Genomic DNA, 12,438 nt, shown 5'->3' with positions numbered 1-12,438 from the left:
AGCCTGCGGGCCGGCGTCAGGAGGCATCATGGCACGCAAGTTTATCGATTGCCGCGAGTTTCCGAGCGACACCCACTGCACGGTCGCGCTAAGCGCCGACAGCGAGGACGAACTGCTCGAAGCCGCGGTCCAGCATGCGGTGGCGGTGCACAAGCATCAGGACACGCCTGAGCTGCGCAGCCAGCTGAAATCCATGTTCAAGGAAGGCACGCCGCCGGCCTGAAGCCGGCAGGGCTGGCGCCGGGCAGGCGCCAGCCGTTCCCGCCCCCGGGCTCATTCGCAGCCCCTGATACAGCACTTTTGCCGGTTGGAATACCCCTGACACCCGTCATGGCGCATCATTGACGCGTCGCTATATACAGACGTATATTGCGCCTGACAGTCCACCCGCTCCGGCCTCGCCGCGCTGCCTTGCACGCCGCCGGCCGTTTCCCGAGGATTCCGATGCCTGCCTTCCGTTCCCGCCGCCGCGGGGTGATGCTGGCCGCCGCCGCGATGCTGGCGCTGGCCGCCCCGCCCGCCTTCGCCGCCGACCTGGTGGTGTCCGCCGCCGCCAGCCTGACCAACGCCTTCAAAGCGCTGGCCGAGTCCTACGAGCGCGCCCACCCCGGCACCCACGTGGTGCTGAACTTCGGCGCCTCGGACGTGCTGATGCAGCAGATCGTCAAGGGCGCGCCGGCCGATGTGTTCGCCTCGGCCGACCAGGAGGCGATGAACAAGGCCGAGGCCGAGAAGGTGATCGCGCCGGCCTCGCGCCGCAACTTCGCCGCCAACCAGGTGGTCCTGATCGTGCCGGCCGACAGCAAGCTGCCGCTCGCCTCGCTGCAGGACCTGACGCGCCCGGAAGTCCGGCGTATCGCCTACGGCAACCCGGCCTCGGTGCCGGTGGGCCGCTACACCCGCGGCGCGCTGGAAGCGGCCGGGCTGTGGGACGCGGTCGCCGCCAAGGGCGTGCCGGCGCAGAACGTGCGCCAGAGCCTGGACTACGTCGCGCGCGGCGAGGTCGAGGCCGGCTTCGTCTTCGCCACCGACGCCACCGTGATGCCCGACAAGGTCAAAGTGGCGGTGCGAGTGCCCAGCCGCACGCCGGTGACCTACCCGATCGCCGTCACCAGCCAGGCGCGCCAGCCGAAGGCAGCGGCACAGTTCGTCGACTATGTCGCCTCGCCGGACGGCCAGGCGATCCTGTCGCGCTTCGGCTTCCACAAGCCCTGAGGCCGCGCCGCGCACGCCATGGATGCCGTCTGGGTACCGCTGCTGCTGTCGCTGAAGGTGGCTGGCTGGGCCACCGCGCTGAATGCCGTGCTCGGCGTCGGCGCGGCCTGGGCGCTGGCGCGCTGGCGTTCGCCGCTGCGCGACGTGGTCGATGCGGTGCTGACGCTGCCGCTGGTGCTGCCGCCGACGGTGCTGGGCTATTACCTGCTGGTGCTGGTGGGACGCCGCGGCGTGTTCGGCGAGTGGCTGGCGCGACTGGGCATCGAACTGGTCTTTACCTGGCAGGGAGCGGTGCTGGCGTCGACCATCGTCGCCTTCCCGCTGGTGCTGAAGTCCGCGCGCGCCGCCTTCGAAGGCGTGGACCACCAGCTCGAAAACGCCGCGCGCGTGCTGGGCGTGCCCGAGGCCGGCATCTTCTTCCGCGTCACGCTGCCGCTGGCCGCGCGCGGCATCATCGCCGGCGTGCTGCTGGCGTTTGCGCGCGCGCTGGGCGAATTCGGCGCCACGCTGATGATCGCCGGCAACCTGCCCGGGCGCACGCAGACGCTGTCGGTGGCCATCTACGAGGCGGTCCAGGCCGGCGACGACAACACCGCCAACCTGCTGGTGCTGGTGACTTCCGTCACCTGCGTGCTGCTGCTGGTGATTGCCGGACGCCTGGTGCCGGCGGCCGCGCGCAATCCCGCTGAACTCTACCAACGCCGGCGCTTGCGCCCGCGCGTCCGCTAACGCCAGGGCCACGCATATCGCCATGAGCATGCACGTCAGCATCCGCAAGCAGATGGTCTCGGCCGACCGCCACTTCGGGCTCGATATCGAATTCGATTCGGCCAGCCGGCGCATTGCGCTGTTCGGCCCCTCGGGCGCGGGCAAGAGCCTGACGCTGCGCGCCATCGCCGGCCTGCTGACCCCGGACAGCGGCCGCATCGTGCTGAACGGCCGCACCCTGTTCGACGCCGACGCCGGCATCGACGTGCGTCCGCAGGAACGCCGGGTGGCCTACCTGTTCCAGGAATACGCGCTGTTCCCGCACCTGACCGTGGGCCAGAACATCGGCTTCGGCCTGGCGCGCGGCTGGCGCAACCCGCGTCGCGGCGCGGTGCATCCGCAGGCGCAGCGCTGGATCGATGCCTTCGGCCTGGCCGACATCGCCGGCAACTACCCGGGGGAGATCTCCGGCGGCCAGAAGCAGCGCGTGGCGCTGGCGCGCGCACTGGTGGCGCAGCCCGACATCGTCCTGCTCGATGAACCGTTCTCGGCGCTGGACCCCGCGCTGCGCGCGCGCATGCGGGCGGAACTGCGCACGCTGCAGGCCAGCCTCGACGTGCCGATGCTGGTGATCTCGCACGACCCGGCCGATGTCGAGGCGCTGGGCGACCACGTGCTCGAAATCCGCGAAGGCCGCATCTTCGGCAGCGGCACCAGCCGCCACCACCCGCCGGTCTACGCGCCGGTGTCGGCGCGCGTGGCCTGAGCCGCGCGCAGCAGGTCGACGTACGCGCCTTCGATCAGGGCGGACGCGGGAACGCCCAGGCGGGCCAGCAGGGCGTGGGCCTCGGCCACGCCGTCCGCCACGCTCTCCGCTTCGGCCAGCACCACTTCGAGCTCCAGGAAATCGCCAAGCGCCTCGACCCGGTCCAGGTGCACGCGCGTGCGTCCGGCCAGGTACAGCGTGCGCAGCTTGCGCACCCGCCCGCCCTCGCCGTGCGCGGCGGCCAGCGCGGCGCGCAGCGTGCCGGGCGACGGCGTCGGCGACAGGATGTAGAAGCTCTCTTTCGGGCCGGCCTCGTCGGCGCGCGCGTAGAAGATCAGTTCGCCGCGGTCCGGCGCGAACTCGCGCAGCTTGAGCCGGCCGTTGGCGCAGCGGAAGAAGGTATCGTCCTGGCGGATATATTCGGGCCCGTGGTCGGCCAGCGCGGCGGCGCGCGGCAACAGCGCCTCGACGCTGTCGATGCGGGCCTTGATCTCGACGTTTCTCGGCATCCGTGCTCCTTCGGTTCAACCGATCAGCAAACGCGCGGCAATCACCCACATGGCGATGCCGATCACCACCTCCAGCACCTGCCACGCCCGCGGCCGCGCAAACACCGGCCGCAGCAGCGCCGCGCCGTAGCCCAGCGCAAAAAAGAACAGGAACGACGCGGTCATGGCACCCGCGGCGAATGCACGCGTGTTGCCCGCGAACTGGGTCGACACCGAACCGATCAGCATCACCGTGTCGAGGTACACATGCGGATTCAGCCAGGTGAACGCCAGGCATACGGCCAGCGTCTGCGCCAGCGGCCGCGACGCGGCATCGCTGGGGTCCAGCACCGCGCTCGAGCGCCACGCCGCGATGAAGCTGCGCGCGCCATACCAGACCAGGAAAGCTGCGCCGCCATAGCGCATCGCCTCGCCCAGCCACGGCAGCGTGCGGATCATCACGGCAAAGCCCGACACGCCCAGCAGGATCAGCAGCGCATCCGACAGCGCGCACACCAGGCAGACCCAGAACACATGCTCGCGCCGCAGGCCTTGCCGCAGCACGAAAGCATTCTGGGAACCAATGGCAAGAATCAGGGAAAGACCGAGGGAAAAGCCAGCCAGCGCGGCGTGCATTGCGGGGGAAACGACATGCTTCAGGGGCGGCTATTATTGCACGCCGCGGCAGTCATCCCACCACGCCCAGGATCACGCTCGAGGCCTTGAATATCGCCACCGCGGCCACGCCCGCCTGCAGACCCAGCGCCTCGACGCTGCCGTTGGTGACGATGGCGGCCACCGTGCCGCCACCGTCGAGTTCGATCACCACCTCGGCGTTCACCGCCCCGGGCATCACGCGCGCCACCACGCCCGCCAGCTGGTTGCGCGCCGACAGCCGCAGGCCCGGTTGGGGCAGCCCCACCAGCACCGACGATGCCTTGATCAGCGCAAAGGCCTCCACGCCCTCGGCCAGCTCCAGCGTCTCGACACTCTCGTGCGTGATGGTGGCGACGATGCGCTGCCCGCCGGCCAGTTCCAGCACCACCTCGTCATTGACCGCGCCGCCGCGCACGCTGGCCACGCGCCCGAACAGCTTGTTGCGCGCACTGGTCTTGATCATCATTCGCCTCATCAAATGGATATCGTCGGCCACGCCCTCGCCCAGGCGCGACAGCTGCGCGACAAAGCGCCGGTGCTCGTCTTCGAGCGCGCGATAGGTGCGGATCAGCTGTTCGCCGCGCGCGGTCAGGCGCGTGCCGCCGCCGCCCTTGCCGCCCGCGGCGCGCACCACCAGCGGCTCGCCGGCGCTGTTGTTCATCGCGTCGATGGCGTCCCACGCCGCCTTGTAGCTGATGCCGACGGCGCGCGCGGCGGCCGTGATCGAGCCATGCTCGCCGATGGCGGCGAGCAGCGCGATGCGGTCCTTGCCGCCCCAGTCCTGCGAGCCGGAGCGGAACCAGATGGCTCCCTGGAGTTCAAGCATTGGGGGTCGGGCGCCGCTGGCCGGCACCGCAATGAAGTCGGAAACGCGGTTATGGTAATCCGATTTGCGGATCGGCCGGCTCAGCCGGCCAGGTAGTGCGCGCGCAGCTGCGCGACGTCGACCTGCAGCGCGTCGCACAGGTAGTTGCCGACGCTGCCCCACCCCGCGTCGATGGCCTGCATCGAGGCCTCGAGATAGCTGGCCCGGACTTCCAGCAGCGGCGTCATCACCGCGGCATCGATGCCGAGCGAGCCCATCTGCGCCAGCGCGGCCGCGTTGAACTGCGCGTTGCGCTGGTTCGATTCCAGGTAGTTGGCCAGGATGTCGTCCTGGCCGACGCCCAGCGCGGCCAGCAACAGCAGCGCGGCAAAGCCGGTGCGGTCCTTGCCCGCGGTGCAGTGGAACAGCAGGGTCTGGCCGCCCTGCACGGTCTGCATGAAGCCGCCGAAAGCCGCACGGTAGCGCACCGGGAAATCGCGGTACACCTCGAGCATGAAGGCATCCATCTGCGCCGGCGTGCTGGCGCGCAGGCGCGGCATCAGCACATCCATTGCCATGCTGCCTTCCAGCACCGGCACCGCCTGCCAGCGGAAGCGCTGGCCGAAGGCCGCTTCGCCCGCAGATTTCTCGCCGGGCGAGCGGAAGTCCACCACCATGTCGAGCCCGAGCGCCTGCAACCGCTCCAGGTCGGCGTCGCTCGCCAGCGCCGGGTTGCCGCTGCGGTAGAGCCGGCCGTGGCGCACGCGGCGCCCCTCCGCGCCCACCAGTCCGCCCAGGTCGCGCGCGTTGCTGATGCGCTCGAACACCAGGTCCGGCACGTCCGGCGCGATGCCGGTCGCCGCCGGAGTTGGCGGCATGGCCGCGAGGGCATGCGGGCAGGCCGCGCGTTGAAGCCACTTGAGCATTGTTCTTTCCAGTTTGTCGTTGCCGGGCGCGCCGGTGCCGGTGCGGGCGCGTCAGCGCTCGCGGTACGCCGGCACGTGCCAGCGCAGGTGGCTGCCGGCGATATAGCGCCGGTCCAGCCGCGCCACCAGCTTCCACACCGTCAGCGCGCCGGCGTCGATGTCGACCCAGGCCCAGGGACGCCGGGGGTCGCCTTCCTCCACCAGTTCCACCGAACGGATCTTCGCATACCGTGCCAGCGCGTTGCGCAGCGCCGCCCGGTCCAGTCCAGCCTTGAGACCGCGTACTAAAACCTTCATGGTCGGCTCCAATTATTTCAGATCACTCCGGCTCGTGCCTCACGCACCCCGGCGCGGCGCCGGTGTCGGATCATGCGGACTGCCGCGCGGGCCTTGTATGGCGAGCCTCTCATTGGTATGACGCGTGCGGCGGCCGGAGAATCCGGCGATGTGCCATCGCCTTGATCTTGCGCATCACGGGCGCAACTATTCCGCCCCGGTCCTCGACATCGCCGGCTGCGCGCCGGAAAATTCCAGACAGGTCGAACTACACGGAATGTCGGCAATGCCAGAACTTCCCGCCTCCCAGCCGCCTGCCCCTGCCGCCCCGGCCGCGGCCATACCATCACCCGCAGCCACACCCAAGCCAACCCTGCACTGGGGCCTGTTCGCAGCCGCCGCCGCGCTGATCGCGGTGCTGGCGATCCCGCAGCCCGACGGGCTCACCATTGCGGGCCAGCGCATGCTGGCGATCCTGGCGTTCGCCATCGTGGTGTGGATCACCGAGGCGGTGTCGTACGAAGCCAGCGCCATCATGATCACCTCGCTGATGGCCGCGCTGATCGGCTTTGCGCCGACCGTGAACGACCCCTCGGTCCAGTACGGCACCTCGAAGGCGCTGGGCATGGCGCTGGCCGGATTCTCCAATACCGCGCTGGCGCTGGTCGCCGCGGCACTGTTCATCTCCGCCGCGATGACGGTGACCGGGCTCGACCGACGCATCGCGCTGGTGACGCTGTCGGCAATCGGCACCAGCACGCGCCGCATCCTGATTGGCACCATCGCGGTCACCATCGCGCTGAGCCTGGTGGTGCCCAGCGCCACCGCGCGCAGCGCCTGCGTGGTGCCGATCATGATGGGCGTGATCGCCGCGTTCGGCGTCGACAAGAAGTCCAATATCGCCGCCGGCATCATGATCACGGTGGCGCAGGCCACCAGCATCTGGAACGTCGGCATCCAGACCGCCGCCGCGCAGAACCTGCTGACGGTCGGCTTCATGGACAAGCTGCTCGGCGAGCGCATCACCTGGCTGCAATGGCTGATCGCGGGTGCGCCGTGGGCGGCGGCGATGTCGGTGGTGCTCTATGTGCTGGTGCGCTGGCTGCTGCCGGCCGAGACCGAGGCCATTCCCGGCGGCAAGCAGGCGGTGCAGCGCGAGTTGTCGGCGCTCGGCCCGATGAGCGGCCCGCAGAAGCGGCTGGCCGCGGTGTCGCTGGGCCTGCTGCTGTGCTGGGCCACCGAGGGCAAGCTGCACAGCTTCGACACCGCCACCGTGACCTTCGTCGGGCTGGTGATCCTGATGCTGCCGCGCCTGGGCGTGATGGACTGGAAGACCATGCAGCAGCGCACGCCGTGGGGCACGCTGATCGTGTTCGGGGTCGGCATCAGCCTGGGCACGGCGCTGCTGTCGACCCAGGCGGGGCAGTGGCTGGGCCAGTTCGTGGTCACGCATTCGGGCCTGGCGGCGCATGGCGCGCTGCTGGTGTTTGCGATCCTGTCGGCCTTCCTGATCCTGATCCACCTGGGCTTCGCCAGCGCCACCGCGCTGACCGCGGCGCTGCTGCCGATCCTGATCTCGGTGCTGCAGACCCTGCCCGGCGACATCAACCGCGTCGGCATCACCATGCTGCTGGGCTTTACCGTCAGCTTCGGCTTTATCCTGCCGATCAACGCGCCGCAGAACATGGTGTGCCTGGGCACCGAGACCTTCAACGGGCGGCAGTTCGCGCGCATCGGCATCCCGGTCACGATCATCGGCTACGCCATGATGCTGCTGTTCGCCGCGACCTACTGGCGCTGGCTGGGCTGGGTGTAGTCAGACTCGCGCGGGCGGCGCGGCGGCTGGCACAATACGCGCCATGAAACGCCTCTGCTCCGCCCTGCTCAAGCTGCTGCTGCTCGCCGCGATCGGCGGCGCGCTGCTGGCCGCCATCGCCATCCTCGCCGCCAACCGGCAGCTGCCGTCGCTCGACGCCCTCACCGCCTTCCGCGACACGCCGGACTACGTGCCCATCGACAGGATGCCGCGCGCGCTGACCGAGGCAGTGGTGGCGATCGAGGACGAACGCTTCTACCTGCATGACGGCATCGACTATGTCGGTGTGATCCGCGCCGGCGTCGCCAACCTGTCGGACGAGCTGTCGCAGGGCGCGTCGACCATCACCATGCAGGTCGCGCGCAACTTCTACCTGTCGCGGGAGAAGACCTATACGCGCAAGCTGTACGAGGTGCTGCTGTCCTACCGGATCGAAAAGGCTCTCAGCAAGGACGAGATCCTCGAGCTGTACCTGAACAAGATCTACCTGGGACAGGGCGCCTATGGCTTTGCCGATGCCGCGCGGACCTACTTCGGCAAGCGGCTGGACCAGCTGACGCTGGCCGAATGCGCGATGCTGGCGGGCCTGCCCAAGGCGCCCTCGGCGAACAACCCGGTGGCCAATCCCCGGCGCGCGCGCCAGCGGCAGGTCTATATTCTGCAACGCATGCTGGAGCTGGGGCGGATTTCGCGCGGCGAGTACGACGGCGCCCTGCTGGAGCCGTTGCGCTTGCGCTGAGCCGCGCCGGCAAGCGCTGTGCCTGCTACTCGAGCATGGCGCGGTGCCGGCCCAGCGCCTCCCGCACGATTTCGAGCAGCCCGCTGCCGGCATCGGCATCGACATGCCCCAGCAAGGCCCGGCGCATGCGCGGTTCCCAGAAGCGCTTGATATGCCCGGCGATATCCGCGACCGCCTCCTCGCGATCGGGCATGGCTTCGAAGAAGCTGCCGATCTGGTTGGCCATGGTGACAAGGTTATCGATCTTCATGCCAGGATCTCGTGGGTGCTGCCGTGCTGCAGCCGTTGCGGATGGGCATAGACCACGTGCGCGCCGGCGCGCACGAAGCCGGCCAGGGTAATGCCGGCCTGTTCGGCCAGGCGCACCGCCAGCGCCGTGGGGGCCGACACCGCCGCCAGCACGCCGGCGCCGATCGCCGCGGCCTTCAGCACCATTTCATAGCTGGCGCGGCTGGTCACCAGCACCGCGCCGCCGGCGATGTCCTCGCCGCCGCGGGCCAGCGCGCCGGCCAGCTTGTCGAGCGCGTTGTGGCGGCCCACGTCCTCGCGCACCAGCGACACATGGCCGTCGGCGCGCAGCCAGGCGGCGGCGTGGGTCGCTCCGGTATGGCGCTGCAAGGCCTGGCGCAGCTGCAGTTGCACGAAGGCGGCCTGGATCACGTCGGTATGGAAGCTCGCCGTGCTGTGCACCGGCGCCGGCGCGCGCATCACCTGCTCCAGCGATTCGGTGCCGCACAGCCCGCAGCCGGTGCGCCCGGCCAGCGAGCGGCGCCGGTCCTTGAGCCGCATGAAGGCTTCCGAAGCGATCTCCAGCTGCACGGAAATGCCGTGCTCGCGGGTCTCGATCTCGATGTCATAGACGTCGCTGGCGCGGGCCACGATGCCCTCGCTCAGGCTGAACCCGAGCGCGAAATCTTCAAGGTCGGCCGGCGTGGCCAGCATCACCGCGTGCGAGATGCCGTTGTACACCAGCGCGACCGGCACTTCCTCAGCCACCTCATCGGGACTGAGCATCAGCTCGCCGCCGCGCCAGCGGTTGACCGCGAAGGTGCTGTGGGTCGCGGCCGCGGCATCTTCCGCCGCGGCCGGATCGACTTCCGGCGACTGCATGCAGCGCATCATGGCGTGGTCCTCCGCTCAGCCCGCGGCCCGCGCCGGGTCGGCGCTGGCGGCTTCCAGCAGTTGCAGCTGCTGGGTGTTGAACTCCCGGTACTCCCGCTGCCACGCCGACGGCTGCGCCACCGGCAGCACCTGCACCGCGGTCACCTTGTACTCCGGGCAGTTGGTGGCCCAGTCGGAGTTGTCGGTGGTGATCACGTTGGCGCCGGATTCCGGGAAGTGGAAGGTGGTGTAGACCACGCCCGGCTGCATGCGCTCGCTGACGATCGCGCGCAGCACGGTGTCGCCGGCACGGCTCTGCACCCCGACCCAGTCGCCGTCCTTGATGCCGCGCTCTTCGGCATCGTGCGGATGGATCTCCAGCCGGTCTTCGGCATGCCAGTAGACGTTGTCGGTGCGGCGCGTCTGCGCGCCGACGTTGTACTGCGACAGGATGCGCCCGGTGGTCAGGACCAGCGGAAAGGCGCGCGTGACCTTCTCGGTGGTCGGCACATACTTGGTGATGATGAACTTGCCCTTGCCGCGCACGAAGGCGTCGATATGCATGGTCGGCGTGCCCTCCGGCGCGTCGGCATTGCACGGCCACTGGATGCTGCCGAGCTGTTCCAGGCGCTGGTAGCTGACGCCGGCGAAGGTCGGCGTCAGCCGCGCGATCTCGTCCATGATTTCCGACGGATGCTTGTAGTCCATCGGATAGCCGAGCGCATTGGCCAGCAGCATGGTGGCCTCCCAGTCGGCATAGCGCGCCTTGGGCGGCATCACCTTGCGCACGCGCGAGATGCGGCGCTCGGCGTTGGTGAAGGTGCCGTCCTTTTCCAGGAACGACGAGCCGGGCAGGAACACGTGCGCGTACTTGGCGGTCTCGTTCAGGAAGATGTCCTGCACCACGATGCATTCCATCGACGACAGCGCCTCGGACACGTGCTGCGTGTTCGGGTCCGACTGCACGATGTCCTCGCCCTGGCAGTACAGGCCCTTGAAGCTGCCCGCCAGCGCGGCCTCGAACATATTGGGAATGCGCAGGCCGGGCTCGGGGCTGATCTCGACATTCCACGCCGATTCGAACAGGCCGCGCACGGTCGAGTCCGACACGTGGCGATAGCCCGGCAACTCATGCGGGAACGAGCCGATATCGCAGGAGCCCTGCACGTTGTTCTGCCCGCGCAGCGGGTTCACGCCCACGCCCTCGCGGCCGATATTGCCGGTGGCCATGGCGAGGTTGGCGATGCCCATCACGGTGGTGGAGCCTTGCGCGTGCTCGGTCACGCCCAGGCCGTAGTAGATCGCCGCGTTGCCGCCGGTGGCGTACAGGCGCGCCGCGCCGCGCAGCTGGTCGGCGGGGATGCCGGTGACGCTCTCCATGGCCTCGGGCGAGTTCTCCGGCAGCGCGACAAATTCGCGCCACTGCTGGAACGCGCGGTCCTCACAGCGCTCGGCGATAAAGGCTTCGTTGAGCAGCCCTTCGGTGACGATCACGTGCGCCAGCGAGGTCACCAGCGCGACGTTGGTGCCCGGGCGCAGCTGCAGGTGGAAATCCGCGCGGATATGCGGCGAATCGACCAGGTCGATGCGGCGCGGATCCACCACGATCAGCTTGGCGCCGGCACGCAGGCGCTTCTTCATGCGCGAGGCAAACACCGGGTGGCCGTCGGTCGGGTTGGCGCCGATCACCATGATCACGTCGGCCTTCTCGACCGACTTGAAGGTCTGCGTGCCCGCCGATTCGCCCAGCGTCTGCTTCAACCCGTAGCCCGTCGGCGAATGGCACACCCGCGCGCAGGTGTCGACGTTGTTGTTGCCGAACGCGGCGCGCACCAGCTTCTGCACCAGGTAGCCTTCTTCGTTGGTGCAGCGCGACGACACGATACCGCCGATCGAGTCCTTGCCGTGCTGCGCCTGGATGCGCTTGAACTCCGACGCGGCATAGTCGATCGCCTCTTCCCACGACACCTCGCGCCACGGGTCGGTGATCTTCGCGCGGATCATCGGCTTGAGGATGCGGTCCTTGTGCGTCGCGTAGCCCCAGGCAAAGCGGCCCTTGACGCAGGCGTGACCCTCGTTGGCCTTGCCGTCCTTGTACGGCACCATGCGCACCACTTCATTGCCCTTCATCTCGGCCTTGAACGAACAGCCCACGCCGCAATAGGCGCAGGTGGTCACGGTGCTGTGCGAAGGCTGGCCCAGCTTGATGATGGACGTTTCGGTCAGCGTCGCGGTCGGGCAGGCCTGCACGCAGGCGCCGCACGAGACGCAGTCCGATTCCATGAACGACTGGCTGGTGCCGGGCGAGACGCGGGAATCGAAGCCGCGTCCGCTGATGGTCAGCGCGAAGGTGCCTTGCGTTTCCTCGCAGGCGCGCACGCAGCGGTTGCAGACGATGCACTTGGAGGGATCGTAGGTGAAGTAGGGATTGGATTCGTCCTTCTTCATCTGCGTGTGCGTCGCGATCGGCGCAGATGCCGGGCCGCCGTCGTTGTAGCGCACTTCGCGCAGGCCGACCACGCCGGCCATGTCCTGCAGTTCGCAGTTGCCGTTGGTGGGGCAGGTCAAGCAATCGAGCGGGTGGTCGGAGATATACAGCTCCATCACGCCGCGGCGCAGGTCGGCGAGCTTGTCGCTCTGGGTCTTCACCTTCATGCCGGCTTCCACCGGCGTGGTGCACGAGGCCGGATAGCCGCGCCGCCCTTCGATCTCGACCAGGCACAGCCGGCACGAGCCGAAGGCTTCCAGGCTGTCGGTGGCGCACAGCTTGGGTACGGCGATCTGCGCCTCCATCGCGGCGCGCATCACCGACGTGCCGGCCGGCACGGTGACGCTGACGCCGTCGACCTCCAGGGTGACCATGTCGGTCGAGGGGCTGGCGGGTGTGCCGAAATCAATGTCGTTGCGGGCGTTCATGGCGGTTGGTCTCCCGTGTCTCTGC

Annotated in this window: 14 protein-coding genes; 6 read left to right on the top strand and 8 right to left on the bottom strand. The window is 69.0% G+C overall.

All coding sequences use genetic code 11. The features are described 5' to 3' along the window. Positions 1 to 28: 28 nt before the first annotated feature. The 4 genes from FHX60_RS16470 (at position 29) to FHX60_RS16455 (ending at position 2,689) form a co-directional block, all read left to right on the top strand. The gene (locus FHX60_RS16470; RefSeq protein WP_062797129.1) at positions 29 to 223 is read left to right on the top strand and encodes a DUF1059 domain-containing protein; all 195 of its coding nucleotides are present in this window, start codon (positions 29 to 31) and stop codon (positions 221 to 223) included. Between the two features lie 221 nt (positions 224 to 444). Then, positions 445 to 1,215 carry a molybdate ABC transporter substrate-binding protein gene (gene modA / locus FHX60_RS16465; RefSeq protein WP_183283937.1) on the top strand — a complete coding sequence of 257 codons (771 nt, stop codon included), beginning with the start codon at positions 445 to 447 and terminating at the stop codon, positions 1,213 to 1,215. Positions 1,216 to 1,233: 18 nt separating this feature from the next. Further along, entirely contained in the window at positions 1,234 to 1,944 is a 711-nt protein-coding gene (gene modB, locus FHX60_RS16460; protein WP_183283936.1) for a molybdate ABC transporter permease subunit, read from the top strand. Between the two features lie 22 nt (positions 1,945 to 1,966). Continuing rightward, a complete protein-coding gene (locus FHX60_RS16455) occupies positions 1,967 to 2,689 on the top strand; it encodes a sulfate/molybdate ABC transporter ATP-binding protein (protein ID WP_092307985.1) in 723 nt (240 codons plus the stop codon). On the opposite strand, the gene FHX60_RS16450 is transcribed toward FHX60_RS16455, so the two are convergent. The 5 genes from FHX60_RS16450 to FHX60_RS16430 all read right to left on the bottom strand — a co-directional run bounded on the left by FHX60_RS16450 (position 2,659) and on the right by FHX60_RS16430 (position 5,862). Further along, complete coding sequence (locus FHX60_RS16450; RefSeq protein WP_183283935.1) at positions 2,659 to 3,198, bottom strand: class IV adenylate cyclase; 540 nt, start codon at positions 3,196 to 3,198, stop codon at positions 2,659 to 2,661. The genes FHX60_RS16455 and FHX60_RS16450 overlap by 31 nt on opposite strands. Positions 3,199 to 3,213: 15 nt before the next feature. Further along, complete coding sequence (locus tag FHX60_RS16445) at positions 3,214 to 3,813, bottom strand: LysE/ArgO family amino acid transporter (RefSeq protein WP_183283934.1); 600 nt, start codon at positions 3,811 to 3,813, stop codon at positions 3,214 to 3,216. 52 nt (positions 3,814 to 3,865) lie between these two features. Next, positions 3,866 to 4,660 (bottom strand): TOBE domain-containing protein, encoded by a 795-nt coding sequence (locus tag FHX60_RS16440; RefSeq protein ID WP_183283933.1) that lies wholly within the window; start codon positions 4,658 to 4,660, stop codon positions 3,866 to 3,868. Positions 4,661 to 4,740: 80 nt separating this feature from the next. Next, positions 4,741 to 5,565, bottom strand: coding sequence for a tyrosine-protein phosphatase (locus tag FHX60_RS16435; protein ID WP_092307971.1), 825 nt, complete (start codon positions 5,563 to 5,565; stop codon positions 4,741 to 4,743). A gap of 51 nt (positions 5,566 to 5,616) precedes the next feature. Further along, positions 5,617 to 5,862 carry an RNA recognition motif domain-containing protein gene (locus tag FHX60_RS16430; RefSeq protein WP_183283932.1) on the bottom strand — a complete coding sequence of 82 codons (246 nt, stop codon included), beginning with the start codon at positions 5,860 to 5,862 and terminating at the stop codon, positions 5,617 to 5,619. A gap of 265 nt (positions 5,863 to 6,127) precedes the next feature. Here FHX60_RS16430 and FHX60_RS16425 point away from each other — a divergent pair, with 265 nt between their 5' ends. Further along, complete coding sequence (locus tag FHX60_RS16425; protein WP_183283931.1) at positions 6,128 to 7,657, top strand: DASS family sodium-coupled anion symporter; 1,530 nt, start codon at positions 6,128 to 6,130, stop codon at positions 7,655 to 7,657. A 43-nt stretch (positions 7,658 to 7,700) separates the two neighbouring features. After that, positions 7,701 to 8,396 carry a transglycosylase domain-containing protein gene (locus tag FHX60_RS16420; protein ID WP_112773637.1) on the top strand — a complete coding sequence of 232 codons (696 nt, stop codon included), beginning with the start codon at positions 7,701 to 7,703 and terminating at the stop codon, positions 8,394 to 8,396. A 25-nt stretch (positions 8,397 to 8,421) separates the two neighbouring features. On the opposite strand, the gene FHX60_RS16415 is transcribed toward FHX60_RS16420, so the two are convergent. The 3 genes from FHX60_RS16415 to fdhF are packed head-to-tail and all read right to left on the bottom strand — an operon-like array spanning position 8,422 to position 12,413. After that, complete coding sequence (locus FHX60_RS16415) at positions 8,422 to 8,646, bottom strand: formate dehydrogenase subunit delta (protein ID WP_018008943.1); 225 nt, start codon at positions 8,644 to 8,646, stop codon at positions 8,422 to 8,424. Then, complete coding sequence (fdhD, locus tag FHX60_RS16410) at positions 8,643 to 9,518, bottom strand: formate dehydrogenase accessory sulfurtransferase FdhD (protein WP_183283930.1); 876 nt, start codon at positions 9,516 to 9,518, stop codon at positions 8,643 to 8,645. Before fdhD ends, FHX60_RS16415 begins: the two co-directional genes overlap by 4 nt. A 15-nt stretch (positions 9,519 to 9,533) precedes the next feature. Beyond that, positions 9,534 to 12,413, bottom strand: a complete 2,880-nt coding sequence (gene fdhF / locus FHX60_RS16405) for a formate dehydrogenase subunit alpha (RefSeq protein ID WP_183283929.1) — start codon at positions 12,411 to 12,413, stop codon at positions 9,534 to 9,536. Between the last annotated feature and the right edge of the window lie 25 nt (positions 12,414 to 12,438).

The organism is Cupriavidus alkaliphilus, from assembly GCF_014191175.1.
In the GTDB taxonomy this organism is placed as follows: domain Bacteria; phylum Pseudomonadota; class Gammaproteobacteria; order Burkholderiales; family Burkholderiaceae; genus Cupriavidus; species Cupriavidus alkaliphilus.
This window is presented reverse-complemented; position numbering and strand designations above follow the sequence as displayed.

Coding starts and splice junctions, on each gene's coding strand:
- FHX60_RS16450 (WP_183283935.1), bottom strand. CDS start 3,198: ATGCCGAGAAACGTCGAGATCAAGGCCCGCATCGACAGCGTCGAGGCG.
- FHX60_RS16425 (WP_183283931.1), top strand. CDS start 6,128: ATGCCAGAACTTCCCGCCTCCCAGCCGCCTGCCCCTGCCGCCCCGGCC.
- FHX60_RS16445 (WP_183283934.1), bottom strand. CDS start 3,813: ATGCACGCCGCGCTGGCTGGCTTTTCCCTCGGTCTTTCCCTGATTCTT.
- FHX60_RS16440 (WP_183283933.1), bottom strand. CDS start 4,660: ATGCTTGAACTCCAGGGAGCCATCTGGTTCCGCTCCGGCTCGCAGGAC.
- FHX60_RS16430 (WP_183283932.1), bottom strand. CDS start 5,862: ATGAAGGTTTTAGTACGCGGTCTCAAGGCTGGACTGGACCGGGCGGCG.
- FHX60_RS16420 (WP_112773637.1), top strand. CDS start 7,701: ATGAAACGCCTCTGCTCCGCCCTGCTCAAGCTGCTGCTGCTCGCCGCG.
- FHX60_RS16435 (WP_092307971.1), bottom strand. CDS start 5,565: ATGCTCAAGTGGCTTCAACGCGCGGCCTGCCCGCATGCCCTCGCGGCC.
- modB (WP_183283936.1), top strand. CDS start 1,234: ATGGATGCCGTCTGGGTACCGCTGCTGCTGTCGCTGAAGGTGGCTGGC.
- modA (WP_183283937.1), top strand. CDS start 445: ATGCCTGCCTTCCGTTCCCGCCGCCGCGGGGTGATGCTGGCCGCCGCC.
- fdhD (WP_183283930.1), bottom strand. CDS start 9,518: ATGATGCGCTGCATGCAGTCGCCGGAAGTCGATCCGGCCGCGGCGGAA.
- FHX60_RS16455 (WP_092307985.1), top strand. CDS start 1,967: ATGAGCATGCACGTCAGCATCCGCAAGCAGATGGTCTCGGCCGACCGC.
- FHX60_RS16470 (WP_062797129.1), top strand. CDS start 29: ATGGCACGCAAGTTTATCGATTGCCGCGAGTTTCCGAGCGACACCCAC.
- FHX60_RS16415 (WP_018008943.1), bottom strand. CDS start 8,646: ATGAAGATCGATAACCTTGTCACCATGGCCAACCAGATCGGCAGCTTC.
- fdhF (WP_183283929.1), bottom strand. CDS start 12,413: ATGAACGCCCGCAACGACATTGATTTCGGCACACCCGCCAGCCCCTCG.